We start from the raw sequence: 18,388 nt of genomic DNA on the forward strand, positions 1-18,388 counted from the left end.
CAGGCTATTTCCAGTCAAAGAAGTCGTCGGTGGCCTGCGAGAGCAGTTCGGCGGCAAGGCTCGCGCCCATCTCGGCGGCCTGAGAGACGGGGCCAGAGCGGCTGCCTGCCAGCACTTCGGAGCCATCGGTGCGCAGGATTTCTCCCTGCAGCTCCAAGGTGTTGCCATCAATCGCGGCCAGCCCGGCAATGGGCGTCTCGCAAGAGCCATCAAGCCCGGCGAGAAAGGCGCGCTCGGCGGCGGTGCGGTGGTGCGTCAACTCATGGCGCAGCGGCGCAAGGAGCGCATCGGCCCGGTGGTCATCGGCCCGGCGCTCAATGCCGATGGTGCCTTGGGCAATGGCCGGAAGCATCTCGGAAGGGTCGACCGGTTGGCGCGAAATATGCTGCGCGTTCAGGCGGTTGAGGCCGGCAAGCGCGAGAAAGGTCGCCTCGGCCACGCCGTCTTGCAGCTTGCGCATCCGGGTTTGCACATTGCCGCGAAACTCCACCACCGAAAGGTCGGGCCGCTTGTGCAGCAGCTGGGCCTTCCGGCGCAGCGAAGAGGTGCCAACAACGGCGCCCTCGGGCAGCCCTGCCAAAGCCATTCCGTCGAGGGTGATAAAAGCATCGCGCGGGTCTTCGCGCTCAAGAAAACAATCCAGAACAAGGCCTTCCGGCTGCTCCACCGGCATATCCTTGGAGGAGTGCACGGCGATGTCGATCTCGCCCGAAAGCATCGCCTCCTCGATCTCCTTGGTGAACAGCCCCTTGCCACCGATCTCGCGCAGCGCCCGGTTTTGCACCCGGTCGCCGGTTGTGGAAATGATTACAATTTCAATGGCTTCATCGGGCATCCCGTGGGCCGCCATAAGGCGGTTGCGGGTTTCATGGGCCTGGGCGAGGGCGAGCGGGCTGCCGCGCGTGCCGATCTTGAGCGTCTTGGTCATGCAGGCGGGATAGCGCGGCGGCGGTGACGTGACAATGCGGCACTTGACACTTTGCCCCGGTACGGCGACCAACACCGCCAGCGAGGAGACAGCACATGGCCGAAAAGAAAAGCATTCTCAAAGCCTTGGCGGGTGAGGCCGTAAGCCCGCCGCCGATCTGGATGATGCGGCAAGCCGGGCGCTACCTGCCTGAGTACAAGGCCACCCGTGCCGAGGCCGGGGATTTTTTGAGCCTCTGCTACAACTCCGATCTCGCCACCGAGGTCACGCTTCAACCGATCCGGCGCTACGATTTTGACGCGGCGATCCTCTTTGCCGACATCCTGCTGATCCCGCAGGCGCTGGGGCAGAAGCTGTGGTTTGTCACCGGCGAGGGCCCCCGGCTGGAGCCGATTGAACTGCGCAAAGGGTTTGAAGCGCTCAAGAACGGCGACGAGGTGCATGAACACCTCGCGCCGATCTACCGCACAGTCGGCAAGCTCTCGACCGAACTGCCTGAAAAGACAACGCTTATCGGCTTTGCCGGCGCGCCCTGGACAGTGGCGACCTACATGATTGCAGGCCGCGGCACGCCCGATCAGGGGCCGGCCCACGCGCTGAAAACCGGTGATGTTGCGCTGTTTCAGGCGCTCATCGACCGGGTGACATGGGCAACCATCGAATATCTCAACATGCAGATCGACGCGGGCGCCGAGGTGGTGAAGATCTTCGACAGCTGGGCCGGAAGCCTGAGCGGCGATGATTTTGACAATTACTGCGTCGAGCCGATCAAGAAAATCATCGCGGGCGTGAAGGCAAAGCACCCGGAGACGCCGGTCATCGCCTTCCCACGCGGCGCGGGCGAGCGGTATCGCGGATTTCACGCCGCGACCGGGGCCCACTGCGTGGCGCTGGATGATGGCGTCACCCCGGAATGGGCCGCCGAACACGTGCAATGCGACGGCTGCGTGCAGGGAAATCTCAAGTCGTCCCACATGGTTACCGGCGGCCAGGCGCTCATCGACGAGACCCGCCGCATCGTGGAGGCCTTCCGCCACGGGCCGCATATCTTCAACCTCGGGCATGGCATCACCCCAGATGCAGACCCGGAGAACGTGCAGCTGATGATCGACACCGTTCGGCGCGGCTAACGGCGCGGGGCGGTATCTGGCCACCCCAGGCACCTCCCAAGCGAACCGCAGGCGCAGCCGCCTCGCTGCGCCGCAGCGTGTTAACGGGCCGATTCGGTGGCATAATCCTCCTTTATTTGCAGGGAGTGATTTCGATGCCGGACGAGGAAGAAGAAGAGGAACTGCAGCTGAGCAGCTCCAACCTGAACGATGCGGCCAAGGGGTTAACCGACACCATCATCCTGACCTCGGGCAAGAAGGGGGGCCGGAAACTGCGGCGCTCCAACCTGCCCGCGGCTCTGGCGCAGGCCGGGCTCAAGAAGGATTGGCAGGGCACGCTGGTGGTTGCCTTCCCTGATGTCAGCAAAACGCCGTCACCGGGCGGCCCCGTGCCCATCCCCTACCCCAACATCGGCGCGGCCAAACCCGGCTCGCACAAGAAGGTGAAGGTGCAGCAGGCGCTCCAGCAGGCGGGGTTCAAGGGCATCCGCGTAAGGTCGATCGGTGACGAGGCGGGCAGCGCCAAGGGAGCCATCGGTGCAAGGGCGATGACGGGCGCAGGCTTCATTCCCTTCTCCTTCGACGTGAAGATGGAGGGCAAACCGGTGCTCATGGGCCACGAACTGACCCACACCCTCCAGCAAGGCGATCACACGCCGCATCTGGTGAAGCCGCAAAGCAAGCGCATGAAATAGCCGCAACGCTTGAGCGAGGCTGGCCCCGAAGTCAGTTTCACTACAGGTGACACACCGGCTGGGACGTGGGGGACTGGGCATGGGTGAACCGATCCGCGAGGTGACAATTGTCGGCGGGGGAACCGCCGGATGGATGACGGCGCTCCTGCTTCAGTCGATGCTGAAGGGCGGGCCAGGGGGCGGCGTGAGGGTAACGCTGATCGAGAGCCCCAATATCCCCACCGTGGGCGTGGGCGAGGCAACCGTGCCGGGCATGCCGCGCACGCTGAAGCAGGGCGGGATTGACGAGCGGGAGTTTTTCCGCACCTGCAACGCCAGCTTCAAGCTCGGGGTCGTCTTTGGCCATTGGAATGAGGACGCCGATGGCAACCGGGTGGATTACATCAACCCCTTCGCCCACCCGCCCGCGATTGATGGCGTCTCGGCGGCTGAATACGCGCTGGAGTTCGGCACCGGCGGGCTGGATTTCGTGCAAACCTTCTCCCCCTCGGTCGATCTGGCCGCCGAGGCCAAGGGGCCGCGCGGGCGGGGGCAGATGCCCGGGCCGCCCGTGGGCTTCGCCTATCACCTCGACGCGGGAAAGTTTGCCGGGATGCTGAAAGAGCATTGCGTCGCCCGAGGGGTGGTGCATGTGCTCGACGATCTGGTGGAGGTGGAGCTGGACGAACGCGGCTATGTGGCGGCGCTCCAGCTTCAGCGCGGCGGGCGGCATCCGGTGGAGCTGGTGATAGACTGCACCGGCTTTCGCGGGCTCATCATCAATCAGGCACTCGGCGAGCCGTTTGAGAGCTACGGCAAATATCTGGCGAACGACCGGGCGATGGCAGTGCAGGTGCCGCACCGCGACCCTGAGCGGCTGGATTCAGTAACGAAAAGCACCGCGCTCGGGGCTGGCTGGTCCTGGCGCGTGCCGCTCTTCAACCGGATCGGAACGGGCTATGTGTTTTCCTCCGCGCATCGCACCGATGAGGAGGCGCGGGCGGAGTTTCTGGCGCATCTCGGGGAGGATGGCGAAGGCGCAGAGCCTCGGGTGATCCCGATGCGGGTGGGGCGCAACCGGAACGCATGGGTGAAGAACTGCGTGGCCGTGGGCCTCTCGGGCGGGTTCATCGAGCCGCTGGAGAGCACGGCAATCCACATGATCGACACTGCGGTGCGCTGGCTGGTGGCCTACTTCCCTGACCGCGACTTCGCCTACCCGCTGCGCAACCGGTTCAACCACCTCGTCGACGAGCTTTACAACGAGGTGCGCGATTTCATCTGCCTGCATTACGCGCTCGGCAACCGCACCGATGACCAATACTGGATCGACGCGCGCGAAGAGTTGGAGGTGCCCGACAGCCTCGCCGAAAACATCGAGCTTTGGCAATACGGCCTGCCGACGCATCACGACATCCGCTTTGTCTCCCTGTTCAGCCCGATGACCTATCAGGCAGTCCTGCTGGGCAAGCAGGTGTATGAAACCGGATATGGAAAGGGCAAATTCGCCACCGGGCGGCGGCTCGATCCGGCAAAGTGGGAGGCCTATCTCGCGCGGGCGCGGGCCGGGATTGGTGCGCAGGTACAAGCGGCAGCGGGGCACCGGGAGTTGCTGCGGGCGCTGCGTGGGGATGTGGTGGAAGAGAACGGGCTGCTGCCGGGGCTTGGCGGCGGGCCCGGGATGGCGAAGGGTGAGGGAGAGGCGGCGATTTTGTGACCCGGCGGTGGGCAGATTGCCCACCCTACGGCGGGGCGGCTGGATCGCGGCCATGCCCGGCCCGGCGAGCCAAAGCACATGAAACGGCCCCGGCGGGGACGTCCGTAAAGACGGGCCGGGGCCGTTCGCCCGGCAAAGATCCGGGCGCTGCTCGACGGCTGAGCCGCCTGCATCCGCGCCGCCAACAGGGGATGACGGCGGCGCGGGATTTCGGGGGTTATTGCGAGAGGCTGTCGGCCAGACGCATCAGGTTGACGGCCTCGGCGCGGTAGCCAAATTCGTCTTCGCCCTTGGCACCGTTGGCCAGCGCGATGGCCTCGGCGTAGCTCCAGTCCCCAAGGTAGTCGGAGCCTTTAAGCAACTGGGCAAACCCGGCGATGGCGGCGGCAAAGCGGGTCTCGCTGGTGGCCTCCCCCATGCCTTCGGTGATCGGAAACTCCAGCAGCGTGCTCTCGCTCTCGCCAGGCTCCTTCCAGCGCATCCGCAGGAAGGCCAGCTCGGGGTTGTCACTCTCGGCCTGCGCGGGGGCCACCGAGGCATCGGCGGAGCCGTAGCGCAGCGGGTCGTTCAGCACGGCGGGGCTGCCCACCGGCGTGACCTCGTAGATCGCCGTCACCGAATGGCCCGCGCCGATCTCGCCCGCATCCACCTTGTCGTTGTTGAAGTCCTCGCGCTTCAGCGCGCGGGTTTCGTAGCCGATCAGGCGGTACTCGGCCACCTCGGCGGGGTTGAACTCCACCTGAATCTTCACGTCAGACGCGATGGGAAAGAGCGCGCCGGTGAGCTGATCCACCAGCACCTTGCGGGCCTCGTTCAGCGTGTCGATATAGGCGGCCTGCCCATTGCCGTTTTGCGCCAGCGACTGCATCAGCGCATCGTTCAGGTTGCCCCGCCCGAAGCCGAGCACCGAGAGGAAGGTGCCGCTCTCGCGCTTGTCTTCGATGAACTCCTTCATCTGATCCGGGGAGGACAGGCCAACGTTGAAGTCACCATCCGTCGCCAGCAACACGCGAGAAATTTCGCCCTCCTCGGTCATCTCCTCGGCCACGTCATAGGCCTGCTGAAGCCCCGCCGCCCCGGCGGTGGAGCCGCCCGCGCCGATGTTGTCGAGCGCGTTCAGGATCTTGCTGCGCTCACCCGCCGGGGTGGGCGGCAACACGAGGCCGGAGGAACCCGCATAGGCGACGATGGCCACCTGATCCTCGGGGCGCAGCTCGGGGAGCATGAGGCGCAGGCTCTGCTTCAGCAGCGGCAGTTTGTTGGCCTGATTCATCGAGCCGGAGCTGTCGATGAGGAACACCAGGTTGAGCGGCGGGCGGTCTTCAACCACCGGCATCTCGCCTTGGATCGCCACCGTCACAAGCTGGGTGTCGGGGTTCCACGGGGTTTCGCCCACAACCACGGTGGGTTTGAACGGCGCCGGATCATCCGCCTCGGGGGCGGCGTAGGCATAGGGGAAGTAGTTCACCATCTCTTCCACCCGCACGGCATCTGCCGGTGGCATCCGGCCTGCGTTGAGCGAGGAGCGGACGACCGAGTAGCTCGCCGTATCCACATCAATCGAAAAGGTCGAAACCGGCTCTTCGGCGGCCACTTTCACCGGGTTGTCCTCGGCCTCGGGGAAGGCCTCGGTATCGGGCTCGGGCGGGGCCACGTAGCCATCGGAGGGCGGCGGCACGGGCATGGGCTGAGAGGCGCCTGCGATGCGCCCAAGGGCACCGGTGCCCTCCTTGCGGGCGCGGGCGGGGGCAACGCCGGCGGCCAACTCTGGGGCGGCTTCGGCGGCAACATCGGCCATGGCATCCGATTCCATCGGGGCTTCCGCTGCCGGTTCGGCCTCGGCCACCTCCTCCTGCGCTACCTTCGGCGCGGCCTCGGTCTGGGCCACTTCGGGCGCAAGCTCCGCATCGGCGGCCTCATCATCGGCGCGCGAGGCACCGGCATCGGCCAATTGCTCGCGCTCGGCCCCCTCGGTGCCAGCCTGATCCGACCCGCCGGACGCTTCATTGACGGTGATAACCTCGGGCGCACCCGGCTCGCGCATCTGCGGGATGATAACTACAGCGGCCAGCCCCGCAGCGACGATCCCGGTGGTGGCGGCGAGGCCCGCCTTTGTGCTCAACTTCGCAAACATCTCTCTCACTCCTTGCAGCAGCCCCGCCTTTCGGGGGCCTTCAGGGGTGAGACGCGCGCCCTCGGCCAATCCTTGGCGGGTGGCGAGATTTTCTTCGCGCTGATCGTCGAAGGCCTGCATGGCAAGGGCCGTCGCCGCCTCTTTCGCCTCCGGATCGGGGGCGGGCGGGGCGGATTGCATCGCCGCTTTCAGCTTGTCGAACTCGTCGGTCATGACGCTCTTTCCTCGGTTGCCAACGCGCGGAGGCGCTTTTTGACCTCCGACATGCGCCAGGCGATTGTGCCCTCGCTCACGCCCAGCACCTCTGCGGCACCGGCCTGTGTCATCTCTTCGCCCAACACCAGCGCGCAGGTGTCGCGCAGCTCTGGCGGCAGGCTGCGCAGGGTGGCGGTGAGCCAGTCCACCGCCTCTGCGGTTTCGGCCATCTCGGCCTGCCGAGCCTGCTCCCAGTCGCCCCAGCCATCGGCGGCCTTCGCCTGCGTCGCGGCCCTACGCCGCCGGTCATGCGCGGCATTCACCGCCACCCGATAGAGCCATGTGGTAAAGGCCGCACGCCCCTCGTAGCGGGCAAGCTTGGCGGGCAGGGCAAGGCAAATATCCTGCGTCAGATCCTCGGCCTCGGGGCGCGTGCCGGTGAGGCGATAGGCAAAGGCAAACAGCCGGTCGTAATGCCGCTGGAGCAGCGAGGCAAAGGCCTCCCGGTCACCGCCCGCGGCGGCCAGGGCAAGAGAATGGTCTGACACCGTCATGCGCATCACGTTGGTTGGACGGGCCCGAGGCGTCAATCCTTGGCGGGTGGTGAAATTTTTAATCACGGGGCGGGCGCGGTTTACCGAATCTTTCCGCTTCGCACGCAGATTGGCCACGGGACAGATGACGATAAAGGACGCCCCATGATCCGTTTGCTTTGCGCCGCCCTGCTCGCTGCGGCCCTCTCCGCCTGCAGCTCCAGCGGCAACATGTCGATGAAAAACCAAACCGAAACCTCGGTGGCCCAGATGATGCACCCCGGCACCACCAGCCAGATACAGGTGCAAAACATGCTCGGCGCGCCGCAGCAAAAGAGCTTCACCGCCGCCGGCACCGAGATCTGGATCTACAACTACGAACGGCTACGCCCCCATGCGGTGAGCTTCGTCCCCGGCGTGCGGATGTTCGGGCGCGTGCGCAAGGGCTACCAAAAAAGCCTCACCGTGCTGTTTGACGAGGCCGGCATGGTCCAGAAATACGCGATGACGGAAACCGACCTTTCCGTGAAGACAGGCCTCTACAAATAGTCAGGCTTCGGGTGCCACAGGGCGCCTGCGCCGCCCGGTAGCCAGCGCGATAAGCCCGGCAGCAACGATAATCGCCGACCCCGCCAAAGTCGCCGTGTCGGGCCGCTCGCCAAAGACAACCGCCGCCAGCACCATCGCCACCACCAGCCGCGTGTAGCGGAAGGGGGCCACCACCCCCACATCGCCGGTCCGCATGGCGATGGTGAGCGCGTAATAGGCCGAGGCCCCCGCAAGCGAAGCCGCCAGAATGCGCAGTGCATCCGCGCCGGAGGGCACCACCGGGGCCGATTGAAACGCGAGGATCACCAACCCCGCCGGGATCAGAATGGCACAGCCGTAGAGGCTGAGTTGCAGGTGGCTCAGCACCGGCGGCGCGGCGCGGGTGGCCAAATCGCGGCCCGCGAAGCCGATCATGCCAAGCACCGAGAGGATCGCCAGAGTATCAAACCCCTCCAGCCCGGGGCGCAGCACCAGCAGCACCCCGGCAAACCCCACAAAGATCGCCAGCCAGCGCGCCGGGCTGACCGGCTCGCGCAGCACCACCATCGCCCCCAGCGCCACCACCAGCGGCGCGGCCTGCAGGATGGCCGAGGCGGTTGAAAGCGGCGTCAGCGCAATAGCCAGCGTATAAAACACCCGCCCCATCATCTCGAAGCCACAGCGCACCGCCATCGGGCGCGAAAACAGCGCCGGATGCACAAGCCGCTGGCCCCGCCGCAGGCAGAGCACCGCAAAGATCACCGTGCCGATCACCCCGAAGGTCGCCAGAACCTGCCCCACCGGCACCGCACCGGCGGCGGATTTGATGAACACATCCTCAACCGCGAAACCCGCCATCGAGGCGGTCATCCAGAGCGCGCCCTGGGCATTTGGTGTCAGAGCCATCGGGGCCTCGCTGTGATGCGCCGCCACGTTGCCCGGTTGGGCGGCAGGGTCAAGCCCGGGCGCGCGCCCCGCCGCTGCGAAGAGCGCCCGCGCCGTCAGGCAAGGGCCCGATGAGCAGCTGCCCTCAGCCCTTCTTCACTTCCTCTTCCATATCCATCCCGTTCAGCCGGGCAACATGGTCGGTGACGAAGGGCACAAAATCGCCGCCCGCGCCAATCGCCTCGACATGAGAAAAATAGTGCCGCACCGCGCTGGCCACCACGTTCACCACACCGGCATCGGCGGCCATCGAGTTCACGTAGCGCAGATCCTTGCTCGCATTCTGGATGGTAAACTTGTGCACCTCCGCCTCGCGCCCCACGCAGCCCCGGGTGAAGGTGTCAAAAAACCCATTGCCCAACCGCGAGCCGCCGATCACCGTCTGAAACTGCTGCGGAGAAATCCCCACCTTCGCCCCCAGCACCGCCGCCTCGGCATAAAGCGAGGCGTAGCCCATCGAGACGAAGTTCATCAGCAGCTTCATCTTGTGGCCGTTGCCGGTGGGCCCAAGGTGGTTGATGGTGCCCGCCCAGCATTCGATCACCGGCAACACCTTGGCGTAGCTCTCGTCATCCGCGCCGACCATCGCATCCAGCGTGCCCTCTTCGGCCTCCTTCGGCGTGCGGCCCAGCGGCGCATCCACGAGGCGCCCGCCCTTCGCCTCCAGCGCTGCGGCCAGCTTCATCGTGCTCACCGGGTCGGCGGTGGAGCATTCCACCACGATCAGCCCGGGCCGCGCGCCCGCCAAAATGCCGCCTTCGCCCTCGAAAACCGCCTCCACCTGCGGCGAGTTTCCAAGGCAAATGTGGATGATCTCGCATTGCTCGGCCATCTCGCGCGGGCTGGCGGCCTCCGTCGCCCCCATGCCCAGCAGGCTCTCCACCGGCGTGCGGTTTCGGTTGCCCTTCACCACCAGCGGATAGCCGCCCTTCAAAATGTTCTTGGCCATCCCGTGGCCCATGAATCCAACGCCGATGAACCCGACGGTCGGTTTGTCTGCCATGTTTTCCTCCCAGAAAATCTCAAAGACTGGCGGTAATTCCGCCGTCTACAAAAAGCGTATGCCCATTCACAAAGCTCGCCGCGTCACTGGCGAGGAACACGCAGGCCCCCACCAGCTCTTCCACCTTGCCCCAGCGCCCCGCCGGGGTGCGCTTTTCGAGCCATGCCGAAAACTCCGGGTCCGCCACCAGCGCCGCGTTCAACGGGGTGTCGAAGTAGCCCGGCGCAATCGCGTTACAGTTCAGCCCGTGCTTGGCCCAATCGGTCGCCATGCCCTTCGTCAGGTTGGTGATCGCCCCCTTGCTCGCCGTGTAGGGCGCTATGCCCGGCCGGGCGAGCAGGCTCTGCACGGAGGCAATGTTGATGATCTTGCCCGCGCCGCGCGCAATCATCCCCCGCGCCACCGCCTGCCCCACGTAAAAGGCAGAGTTCACATTGGTGCGCATCAGCCTGTCAAAGTCTTCCGGCTCAAAGTCTTCCAGCGGCCCGCGATGCTGCATCCCGGCGTTGTTCACCAAGATATCAAGCGGCTTGCCATAGCCCTCCACCGCCGCGCGCACCGCGCTCGCATCGGTCACGTCAAAGGCCAGCGTTTCCACATCCGCGCCGCGCGCCCGCAGCCCTTCGGCGGCCTCTTCCAGCCGCTCCGCATTGCGCGCATTCAGCACCACCGAGGCCCCGGCCTCCGCCAGCCCCTCTGCCAGTGCTGCGCCAATGCCCATAGACGAGCCGGTCACAAGCGCACGGCGCCCCGTCAGGTCAAAAATCTTCATAAGCCCTCCCACGCGCCCGCCCTCCCGTTGACAATCCGGGGCCGAGCCTTCATGCAAATGGTATACCATTTAAGGCGGCATGCAACCGCCCCGCTCTGGGAGGAGTCACGTCGATGAAGGCCCTGTTTGCCCATGGGGCGCATGATCTGCGTCTTGAGGACTGCAATGCCATTGCGCCCGGCCCCGGCGAGGTTGCGCTGCGGATGCGGCGCGGCGGCATCTGCGGCTCCGACCTGCATTACTACCACAACGGCGGCTTCGGCACCGTCAAGCTGCGCGAGCCGATGATCCTCGGTCATGAGGTGGCAGGCGAGATCACCGCGCTCGGCGAGGGTGTGACCGGCCTCGCCATAGGCGACCTCGTTGCCGTCTCCCCCTCCCGCCCCTGCGGGGCCTGCGAGCAATGCCTGCGCGGCTTGCCCAACCAGTGCCTCAACATGCGCTTCTACGGCTCCGCCATGCCCTTCCCCCACATCCAGGGCGCCTTCCGCGAAGAGCTTGTGGCGCTCGCCTCCCAATGCGTGAAGGCCGAGGGCCTCTCCGCCGCCCAAGCCGCCATGGCCGAACCGCTCGCCGTCTGCCTCCACGCCACCCGTCAGGCCGGCGACCTCCTCGGCAAGCGCGTGCTCATCACCGGCTGCGGCCCGATCGGACAGCTCTGCATCCGCGCCGTCCGCCAGGCCGGTGCCGGTGAAATCGTGGCGACAGACATCTTCGACCCCGCGCTGGAGGCCGCCACCACCTCGGGGGCCGACACCACGCTGAACACCGCCGCCGACATCAACGGCTTCGGCGTCTATACCGAGGGCAAGGGCTATTTCGACGTGGCCCTCGAGTGCTCGGGCGCCGCCATCGCGGTCAATCAGGCCGTCGTCGGCCTGCGCCCGCGCGGCACCCTCGTACAGCTCGGCCTCGGCGGCAGCATCCCGGTGCCGCTGACCACCCTCACAACCCGTGAAATCTCCCTCAAAGGCTCCTTCCGCTTCCACGAAGAGTTCGCCACCGCCATCGCCCTGATGCAAAAGGGCCTGATCGACGTCACCCCGCTCATCACCCACAGCTACCCGCTGGCCGACTATGCGAAGGCCTTTATCACGGCCTCCGACAAGTCCCGCGCGATGAAAGTGCAGCTGGAATTCTGATGCTCACCTTCTTCGCCGCCGTCTTCTTCCTCATCATCACCCCCGGCCCGGGCGTGCTGACAACGGCTGGCGTCGGCTCGGGCTTCGGCTTCAAACCCGGCCTGCGCTATGTCACCGGCCTCTTCATCGGCAACAACCTCGTCGGCCTCGCCGTCATCACCGGGCTGGCCGCCGTGGTCCTCTCCGTGCCCGCCATCCGCATCGTGCTCACCGTCGCCTCCGTGGCCTACCTCTGCTACCTCGCCGCCAAGATCGCCTTCGCGGGCAGCAAGATCGCCTTCATCGAGGCCAAGTCCGCCCCCGGCATCATGAACGGCGTGCTGCTGCAAACCATCAATCCCAAGGCCTACGCGGTGAACACGGCGCTCTTCGCCGGGTTCCCCTTCCTGCCGGAAAGCCTTGTGTGGGAAACCGTGCTGAAGGTGCTGATCCTCAACGCCGTCTGGATTCCCATCCACCTCGGCTGGCTCTGGGCCGGGGCCACCCTGCACCGGCTCAATCTGCCCGAATCCGCCCACCGCAAGATCAACTACGCCATGGCCGCCTCGCTGCTGGCCGTGGTCGCCCTAGCCCTCTACGCGAGCTTCCTCACATGACGATAGCCAACGCCATCACCCGCCTCGCCTTCCTCGGTGATCGCCTCGTCACCTCCGGCGCGGTGCGCGACCAGCACGGGGCGAACGAAACCTACTATCCAGACACCCCGCCCGATGCCGTGGCCTTCCCCGAAACCACCGAAGAAGTCAGCCAGATTCTGAAAATCTGCCATGAAGAGTCCTGTCCCGTCGTCCCCTACGGCGCCGCCTCCTCGCTCGAAGGCCAGCACCTCTGCACCTCCGGCGGCCTCTCGCTTGACATGAACCGCATGGCGGGCGTTCTCGAAGTCCGCCCCGAAGATCTCAACTGCACCGTCCAGCCCGGCATCACCCGCCTGCGCCTCAACGAAGAGCTGCGCGCCACCGGCCTCATGTTCCCGGTCGATCCCGGTGCTGACGCCTCCATCGGCGGCATGGCGGCCACCCGCGCCTCCGGCACGACCGCCGTCCGCTACGGCACCATGCGCGAGAACATCCTCGCGCTGGAGGCGGTCATGGCCGATGGCACCGTGATCCGCACCGGCACCGAGGCCCGCAAATCCTCCACCGGATACGACCTCACCCACCTACTGATCGGCTCCGAGGGCACGCTCGGCATCATCACCGAGCTGACCCTGCGCCTCCAAGGCATCCCCGAGGCCACCAGCGCCGCCACCTGCCGCTTTGGCTCGGTCGAAGACGCGGTGAACTGCGTAATCACCACCATCCAGTCCGGCCTGCCCATGGCCCGGATCGAGCTGCTCGACGAGATGATGGTGAAAGGCTTCAACGCCTACTCTGGCGCGGGCCTGCCCGAAGAGCCGCACCTCTTTCTGGAGTTCCACGGCACCCCGGCTGGCGTGGCCGAACAGGCCGAAACCTTCGGGGCGATTGCCGAAGACTTCGGCGCATCCGGCTGGCAAGTGGCCGAAAAGGCCGAAGACCGCACCGCCCTCTGGGCCATGCGCCACAAGGCCCACTACGCCTCCGCCGCGCTCGGCAAGGGCAAGCACCTCTGGCCGACGGACGTGTGCGTGCCGATCTCGCGGCTGGCCGAGGCCGTGCTTCAGGCCCAGAAAGACGCGGTCGCAATGGGCCTCACCTCCACCATCGTCGGCCATGTGGGCGACGGCAACTTCCACGCCGGCGTCAGCGTTGACCCGACAGACCCCGAAGAGATGCAACGCGCCGAAGCCTTCACCGGGGCACTCGCCAAGACCGCGATCCGCCTTGGCGGCACCGTCTCCGGCGAGCATGGCATTGGCCTCGGAAAGCAGCGATACATGGAGGCCGAGCACGGCCCCGCCCTTGCCTACATGCGCGCCATCAAACAGGCGTTTGACCCGCGCAACATCCTCAACCCCGGCAAGCTTCTGCCGCCAATCAACGAGGTGCCCCATGCTGCCGCAGAATAGTGATCAGGCCGTCCTGACAACCCGCGTCTGGAAGCCTGAGGTCGGCCCCTGCGTGGTGCGCCTTGAGGCAAACCGCGTGGTGGACATCACCTCCAAGGCGATCCCGACCATGCAGGCCCTGCTGGAGCAGCCAGACCCGGCCGCCACCGCCCGCTCCGCCCCCGGCAACTTCCTTTGCACCTTTGACGAGCTGGCCGAGGCCTCCACCGAAGCCGCCGGCCCCGATGCCCTGCGCCTCCTTGCCCCGGCAGACCTGCAAGCCATCAAGGCCAGCGGCGTCACCTTTGCCGAGAGCATGGTCGAGCGGGTGATCGAAGAGCAGGCCGCAGGCGATGCCGACCGCGCCGAAGAGATCCGCACCAAGGTAAAATCCGTGATCGGAGACAGCCTCTCCGGCATCACCCCGGGCAGCGATCAGGCGATGGACGTCAAGACCGTCCTGCAAGCCGAGGGCCTCTGGAGCCAATACCTCGAAGTCGGCATCGGCCCGGATGCCGAGGTTTTCACCAAATGCCAGCCCATGGCCGCCGTCGGTTTTGGCGCATCCGTCGGCCTGCACCCGATGAGCAGCTGGAACAACCCCGAGCCGGAGGTGGTGCTTGCCGTTTCCTCCACGGGCAAGATCGTTGGCGCCACGCTGGGCAATGACGTCAACCTGCGCGATGTCGAAGGCCGCTCCGCCCTCCTGCTCGGCAAGGCGAAAGACAACAACGCCTCCGCCGCCCTCGGCCCCTTCCTGCGCCTCTTTGACGACAAGTTCACCCTTGATGACGTGCGCAAAGCCCACCTCACCATGAGCGTGACCGGCACCGACGGCTTCACCCTCGAAGGCAGCTCCAGCATGGAGAAGATCAGCCGCGATCCCGCCTCGATCGTCACCCAAACCATCGGCCGCCACCATCAGTACCCCGACGGCTTCTTCCTCTACCTCGGCACCATGTTCGCCCCGGTCAAAGACCGTGACGCACCGGGCCAAGGCTTCACCCACCACGCGGGCGATATCGTCTCTATCTCTACCCCGCTGCTCGGCACCCTCACCAACACCGTCCGCCTTTCCACCGAGGCGCCGGAGTGGACCTTTGGCACCTCCGCCCTCATGCGCAACCTTGCCCAGCGAGGCCTGCTATGAGCCTCTATGACGACACCCAGTGCAACCTCGGCGAAGGCCCGCTCTGGCACCCCGAGCGGCAAGAGTTCTTCTGGTTCGACATCAACAAGCACCACATGCACACCCAGCGGAAGGGCCAAACCTTCACCTGGGAGTTCGAGCATTACGTCTCGGCAGCGGGCTGGGTTGACCGGGACACGCTGCTCATCGCCTCCGATGCCGCGCTGTTCACCTTCAACCTCACGACCGGCGACCGCGAGGAGATCGTGGCGCTCGAGGCCGAAAACCCTGCCACCCGCTCCAACGATGGCCGGGCAGACCCTCAGGGCGGCTTCTGGATTGGCACAATGGGCTGCAAGAAAGAGACCGGCGCAGGCGCCTATTACCGCTACTATCGCGGCGAGCTGCGCCAACTGTGGGACAACTGGTCAATCCCCAACTGCACCTGCTTCTCCCCCGATGGCACAACCGCATATGTCGCCGATACGCCCATGAACCAGATCTGGCGTATCGCGCTGGACGAGCATGGCTGGCCCAAGGGCGACCCCGAGCCATGGCTCACCCTCCCCGTCGAAAGACACCGCCCCGATGGCGCGGTTTGCGACACCCAAGGCAACCTCTGGATCGCGCAATACGGCCACTCCAAGGTCACCGTCCACGCGCCCGATGGCACCGAGCTGCGCGCCCTCCCCGTCCCCGGCAAGAACACCACTTGCCCGGCCTTCGGCGGCGAGGCGCTTGACCAGCTCTACGTCACCACCGCCATTCAGGAAGACCCGAACCCCGCGCCGGAGGACGGCTGCACCTACCTGCTCGATCCCGAGGCCACCGGCCAGGCCGAGCATCAGGTGATCCTGTGAGCCGCTTTCTCGCCATAGGCGAATGCATGGTCGAACTGGCCCAGACCGGGCCAGACACCTACCGCCGCGGCTTCGCAGGCGACACCTTCAACACCGCATGGTACGCCCGCCGCTGCCTGCCTGCGGCGTGGAACGTCACCTACGCCACCGCAGTCGGCAATGATGCCACCTCCGCCGAGATGCTGCGCTTCATCGAGGGCGAGGGCATCACACCGGCGGTGCGCGAAATCCCCGATCGCACCGTGGGCCTCTACATGATCGCCACCGACAACGGCGAGCGCAGCTTCTCCTACTGGCGCAGCAACTCCGCCGCCCGGATGCTGGGGGAAGATACCGACTGGCTCGCCGCCACCTTCGCGCAGGCCGATATGATCCACGTTTCGGGCATTACGCTGGCCATCCTGCCGCCCGATCAGCGCGTGCGCCTCTGCAACGCCCTGCGCTCCTCGCCCGCCACCGTCAGCTTCGATACCAACCTGCGGCCTCGGCTCTGGGACAGCGAAGCCGAAATGAAGCGTGGCCTCACTCTCGGGGCCTCTGCCGCCTCCATCGTGCTGCCCAGCTTCGACGAGGAAACCGCCCTGTTTGGCGACGCCACGCCCGCGCATACCATCGAGCGCTACCGCGAGGCCGGGGCGCATATCATCGCGGTGAAGAACGGCGCCAGCGCGCTCACCCTCGCCACGCCCGAGGGCATCACCGAAATCGCCGCCGAGCCCGTGGACGAGGTGGTCGACAGCACCGCCGCGGGCGACAGCTTCGCCGCCCGCTTCCTTGCCGGGCTGGCGCAAAAGGAGCCGCCTGAAGAGGCCGCCCGCGCCGCCATGCAACTGGCCGCCAAAGTCATCTGCGCGCCCGGCGCGCTGGTCCCGTCCATCTTCGAAGGAAACAGCAAATGAACATCCTCATCATCGGCGGCGCCGGCGTTGTCGGCCAAAAACTCGCCCAAGCCCTCGCCGCCAAGGGCACCCTGCGCGGCAAGGAGATCACCCGCGTCACGCTGGCCGACGTGGTGGCCCCCGCGCCCGTCGAGGCCCCCTTTGCCGTCGATACCGCGCAGTGTGACATCACCGACCCAGCCTCGATGGAAGCCACCATCACCACCGATACCGACGTGATCTACCTGCTCGCCGCCATCGTCTCGGGCCAGGCCGAAGCCGAGTTTGACCTTGGCTGGAACATCAACATGCACGGCACCATCAACGTGCTGGAACGCGCCCGAGCCCTCGGCACCTGCCCGGTGGTCGTGTTCTCCTCTTCCATGGCCGTCTACGGCGGCGACACGCCAGACCCGATCGTGGATCACTCCTCCCTCAACCCGCAAACCTCCTACGGCGCGCAAAAGGCCATCGGTGAAATGCTGGTGACCGATTACTCCCGCAAGGGCTTCATCGACGGCCGCGCCTTCCGCCTGCCCACCATCTCGGTGCGCCCCGGCAAGCCCAATCTCGCCGCCTCCTCCTTCATGTCGTCGATCTTCCGCGAGCCGCTCAACGGCGTGGAGGCCAACTGCCCCGTGGATGACAGCTTTCCGCATTACTACCTCTCCCCCCGCAAATGCGTGGAGAACCTCGTGAAAGGCGCCGAAATCCCGGCAGAAGACTTCGGCCCCAACCGCGCCGTGCAGATGCCCGGCCGGATGTGGACGATCCGCCAGTGCATCGATGCGATGACGGCGGTCGCAGGCCCCGAGGCCGAAAGGCTCATCACATGGAACGACGACCCCGAGATCCAGGCCATCGTCAAAGGCTGGCGCTTTGACCTGCGCCCCGAAAAGGCGCTGAAGCTGGGGCTGGAGGCCGATGAGAGCTTCGAAGACAACATCCGCTACTACATCGAAGACGACCGCCCGTAGGGTGGGCAATCTGCCCACCGCCTCCATGCGCCCGCTCCTTGCCGCCCTCCTCCTTGCCCTCACCCCGGCAGCGCAGGCCGCGCCCCGCACGCTCTGCACCCTCGTCACCGAGGCAACCACCGGCGCGACCCTGCTGGAGGAGGGCGATTGCGACACCCGCACCACCCCCGCCTCCACCTTCAAGCTCGCCCTCGCCGTCATCGCCTATGACGCGGGGCTGCTCACCGGCCCCCACGCCCCGGTGCTGCCCTTCCAGCAGGGCGACCCCGACTGGGGCGGGGCCAACTGGACGCGCAACACCGACCCAACCGATTGGCTGCGCTATTCCGTAGTCTGGTATTCCCAGCGCCTGACCCGCCAGCTCGGCGCAGGCACGCTCACCCGCTACGCCCGCCGCCTGAACTACGGCAACGCCGATTTCTCCGGCGACCCGGGCCATGACAACGGGCTCGAACGCGCGTGGATCGCCTCATCGCTGGCCATCTCGCCACGCGAGCAGGTCGCTTTCCTGCGCGGTCTCACCACCGGCTCCCTGCCCGTGTCACCGCAGGCCATGGCGCAAACCCGCGCCATCACCGAAAGCCACCAAAGCGGCGGCTGGCACCTGCACGGCAAAACCGGCACCGCCTACCCCCGCCGGGCAGATCGCAGCTTCGATTATGCCCGTGGCTACGGCTGGTATGTCGGCTGGGCCGAGAAGGATGGGCGCAGGCTCATCTTTGCCCGGCTGACACAGGCGCAGGAGCGCAGCAAAGGCTCCCCCGGCAACCTCACCCGCAAGGCCTTTCTGGCAGGCTGGCCAAGCCTCGCGCCCTGAGGCGGGCCGCACAGCTTCAAACACGCAAAACCGCCAGCCCGCTTCACGCTGGCTGACGGCTCCACGCAAGTATGCCAC

Annotated in this window: 18 protein-coding genes; 12 read left to right on the plus strand and 6 right to left on the minus strand. The window is 66.2% G+C overall.

The genetic code is table 11. The features are described 5' to 3' along the window. Positions 1-4 precede the first annotated feature (4 nt). Positions 5-928 (minus strand): hydroxymethylbilane synthase, encoded by a 924-nt coding sequence (hemC, locus tag ACXAG6_RS00535; protein ID WP_475334029.1) that lies wholly within the window; start codon positions 926-928, stop codon positions 5-7. A 95-nt stretch (positions 929-1,023) separates the two neighbouring features. Between hemC and hemE the strand changes: the two genes are divergently transcribed. The 3 genes from hemE to ACXAG6_RS00550 all read left to right on the plus strand — a co-directional run bounded on the left by hemE (position 1,024) and on the right by ACXAG6_RS00550 (position 4,428). Beyond that, positions 1,024-2,058, plus strand: a complete 1,035-nt coding sequence (gene hemE / locus ACXAG6_RS00540) for a uroporphyrinogen decarboxylase (protein ID WP_475334030.1) — start codon at positions 1,024-1,026, stop codon at positions 2,056-2,058. A gap of 134 nt (positions 2,059-2,192) precedes the next feature. Next, entirely contained in the window at positions 2,193-2,732 is a 540-nt protein-coding gene (locus ACXAG6_RS00545) for a PAAR-like domain-containing protein (RefSeq protein ID WP_475334031.1), read from the plus strand. A 79-nt stretch (positions 2,733-2,811) separates the two neighbouring features. Beyond that, positions 2,812-4,428, plus strand: a complete 1,617-nt coding sequence (locus ACXAG6_RS00550) for a tryptophan halogenase family protein (protein ID WP_475334032.1) — start codon at positions 2,812-2,814, stop codon at positions 4,426-4,428. A gap of 217 nt (positions 4,429-4,645) precedes the next feature. Here the strand turns inward: ACXAG6_RS00550 and ACXAG6_RS00555 are convergent, their stop codons facing one another. Next, positions 4,646-6,562, minus strand: a complete 1,917-nt coding sequence (locus ACXAG6_RS00555) for a vWA domain-containing protein (RefSeq protein ID WP_475337888.1) — start codon at positions 6,560-6,562, stop codon at positions 4,646-4,648. Between the two features lie 209 nt (positions 6,563-6,771). Next, the gene (locus tag ACXAG6_RS00560; RefSeq protein WP_475334033.1) at positions 6,772-7,311 is read right to left on the minus strand and encodes an RNA polymerase sigma factor; all 540 of its coding nucleotides are present in this window, start codon (positions 7,309-7,311) and stop codon (positions 6,772-6,774) included. Positions 7,312-7,455: 144 nt separating this feature from the next. Here ACXAG6_RS00560 and ACXAG6_RS00565 point away from each other — a divergent pair, with 144 nt between their 5' ends. Further along, positions 7,456-7,839 (plus strand): hypothetical protein, encoded by a 384-nt coding sequence (locus ACXAG6_RS00565; protein WP_475334034.1) that lies wholly within the window; start codon positions 7,456-7,458, stop codon positions 7,837-7,839. Here ACXAG6_RS00565 and ACXAG6_RS00570 read toward each other — a convergent pair whose 3' ends face one another. The 3 genes from ACXAG6_RS00570 to ACXAG6_RS00580 all read right to left on the minus strand — a co-directional run bounded on the left by ACXAG6_RS00570 (position 7,840) and on the right by ACXAG6_RS00580 (position 10,538). Next, the gene (locus ACXAG6_RS00570; protein ID WP_475334036.1) at positions 7,840-8,724 is read right to left on the minus strand and encodes a DMT family transporter; all 885 of its coding nucleotides are present in this window, start codon (positions 8,722-8,724) and stop codon (positions 7,840-7,842) included. It lies immediately after the preceding gene. Positions 8,725-8,848: 124 nt separating this feature from the next. Next, positions 8,849-9,766, minus strand: a complete 918-nt coding sequence (locus ACXAG6_RS00575; protein WP_475334037.1) for an NAD(P)-dependent oxidoreductase — start codon at positions 9,764-9,766, stop codon at positions 8,849-8,851. Between the two features lie 19 nt (positions 9,767-9,785). Beyond that, positions 9,786-10,538 carry an SDR family oxidoreductase gene (locus ACXAG6_RS00580; RefSeq protein WP_475334039.1) on the minus strand — a complete coding sequence of 251 codons (753 nt, stop codon included), beginning with the start codon at positions 10,536-10,538 and terminating at the stop codon, positions 9,786-9,788. Between the two features lie 113 nt (positions 10,539-10,651). Here ACXAG6_RS00580 and ACXAG6_RS00585 point away from each other — a divergent pair, with 113 nt between their 5' ends. The 8 genes from ACXAG6_RS00585 to blaOXA are packed head-to-tail and all read left to right on the plus strand — an operon-like array spanning position 10,652 to position 18,310. After that, the gene (locus ACXAG6_RS00585) at positions 10,652-11,680 is read left to right on the plus strand and encodes an L-idonate 5-dehydrogenase (protein ID WP_475334040.1); all 1,029 of its coding nucleotides are present in this window, start codon (positions 10,652-10,654) and stop codon (positions 11,678-11,680) included. Further along, positions 11,680-12,276, plus strand: coding sequence for a LysE family translocator (locus ACXAG6_RS00590; protein ID WP_140015814.1), 597 nt, complete (start codon positions 11,680-11,682; stop codon positions 12,274-12,276). Before ACXAG6_RS00585 ends, ACXAG6_RS00590 begins: the two co-directional genes overlap by 1 nt. Next, positions 12,273-13,670, plus strand: coding sequence for an FAD-binding oxidoreductase (locus ACXAG6_RS00595; protein WP_475334042.1), 1,398 nt, complete (start codon positions 12,273-12,275; stop codon positions 13,668-13,670). Before ACXAG6_RS00590 ends, ACXAG6_RS00595 begins: the two co-directional genes overlap by 4 nt. Further along, complete coding sequence (locus ACXAG6_RS00600; protein WP_475334043.1) at positions 13,654-14,799, plus strand: fumarylacetoacetate hydrolase family protein; 1,146 nt, start codon at positions 13,654-13,656, stop codon at positions 14,797-14,799. Before ACXAG6_RS00595 ends, ACXAG6_RS00600 begins: the two co-directional genes overlap by 17 nt. Then, complete coding sequence (locus ACXAG6_RS00605) at positions 14,796-15,638, plus strand: SMP-30/gluconolactonase/LRE family protein (RefSeq protein ID WP_475334045.1); 843 nt, start codon at positions 14,796-14,798, stop codon at positions 15,636-15,638. Before ACXAG6_RS00600 ends, ACXAG6_RS00605 begins: the two co-directional genes overlap by 4 nt. After that, positions 15,635-16,537, plus strand: a complete 903-nt coding sequence (locus tag ACXAG6_RS00610; RefSeq protein WP_475334046.1) for a sugar kinase — start codon at positions 15,635-15,637, stop codon at positions 16,535-16,537. Before ACXAG6_RS00605 ends, ACXAG6_RS00610 begins: the two co-directional genes overlap by 4 nt. Beyond that, positions 16,534-17,493: a D-erythronate dehydrogenase gene (gene denD, locus ACXAG6_RS00615; RefSeq protein ID WP_475334047.1), complete on the plus strand. Its 960-nt coding sequence runs from the start codon at positions 16,534-16,536 to the stop codon at positions 17,491-17,493. Before ACXAG6_RS00610 ends, denD begins: the two co-directional genes overlap by 4 nt. 25 nt (positions 17,494-17,518) lie before the next feature. Then, positions 17,519-18,310 (plus strand): class D beta-lactamase, encoded by a 792-nt coding sequence (gene blaOXA, locus ACXAG6_RS00620; RefSeq protein ID WP_475334049.1) that lies wholly within the window; start codon positions 17,519-17,521, stop codon positions 18,308-18,310. Positions 18,311-18,388 lie beyond the last annotated feature (78 nt).

It is taken from the genome of Vannielia sp. ABF1_015 (assembly GCF_056160745.1).

Bases quoted from the DNA above. Each gene is read 5' to 3' on its own strand.
- ACXAG6_RS00565 (WP_475334034.1), top strand. From the start codon at position 7,456: ATGATCCGTTTGCTTTGCGCCGCCCTGCTCGCTGCGGCCCTCTCCGCC.
- ACXAG6_RS00555 (WP_475337888.1), bottom strand. From the start codon at position 6,562: ATGTTTGCGAAGTTGAGCACAAAGGCGGGCCTCGCCGCCACCACCGGG.
- ACXAG6_RS00590 (WP_140015814.1), top strand. From the start codon at position 11,680: ATGCTCACCTTCTTCGCCGCCGTCTTCTTCCTCATCATCACCCCCGGC.
- ACXAG6_RS00595 (WP_475334042.1), top strand. From the start codon at position 12,273: ATGACGATAGCCAACGCCATCACCCGCCTCGCCTTCCTCGGTGATCGC.
- ACXAG6_RS00560 (WP_475334033.1), bottom strand. From the start codon at position 7,311: ATGACGGTGTCAGACCATTCTCTTGCCCTGGCCGCCGCGGGCGGTGAC.
- denD (WP_475334047.1), top strand. From the start codon at position 16,534: ATGAACATCCTCATCATCGGCGGCGCCGGCGTTGTCGGCCAAAAACTC.
- ACXAG6_RS00570 (WP_475334036.1), bottom strand. From the start codon at position 8,724: ATGGCTCTGACACCAAATGCCCAGGGCGCGCTCTGGATGACCGCCTCG.
- ACXAG6_RS00605 (WP_475334045.1), top strand. From the start codon at position 14,796: ATGAGCCTCTATGACGACACCCAGTGCAACCTCGGCGAAGGCCCGCTC.
- ACXAG6_RS00580 (WP_475334039.1), bottom strand. From the start codon at position 10,538: ATGAAGATTTTTGACCTGACGGGGCGCCGTGCGCTTGTGACCGGCTCG.
- ACXAG6_RS00600 (WP_475334043.1), top strand. From the start codon at position 13,654: ATGCTGCCGCAGAATAGTGATCAGGCCGTCCTGACAACCCGCGTCTGG.
- hemE (WP_475334030.1), top strand. From the start codon at position 1,024: ATGGCCGAAAAGAAAAGCATTCTCAAAGCCTTGGCGGGTGAGGCCGTA.
- blaOXA (WP_475334049.1), top strand. From the start codon at position 17,519: ATGCGCCCGCTCCTTGCCGCCCTCCTCCTTGCCCTCACCCCGGCAGCG.
- ACXAG6_RS00575 (WP_475334037.1), bottom strand. From the start codon at position 9,766: ATGGCAGACAAACCGACCGTCGGGTTCATCGGCGTTGGATTCATGGGC.
- ACXAG6_RS00585 (WP_475334040.1), top strand. From the start codon at position 10,652: ATGAAGGCCCTGTTTGCCCATGGGGCGCATGATCTGCGTCTTGAGGAC.
- ACXAG6_RS00550 (WP_475334032.1), top strand. From the start codon at position 2,812: ATGGGTGAACCGATCCGCGAGGTGACAATTGTCGGCGGGGGAACCGCC.
- hemC (WP_475334029.1), bottom strand. From the start codon at position 928: ATGACCAAGACGCTCAAGATCGGCACGCGCGGCAGCCCGCTCGCCCTC.
- ACXAG6_RS00545 (WP_475334031.1), top strand. From the start codon at position 2,193: ATGCCGGACGAGGAAGAAGAAGAGGAACTGCAGCTGAGCAGCTCCAAC.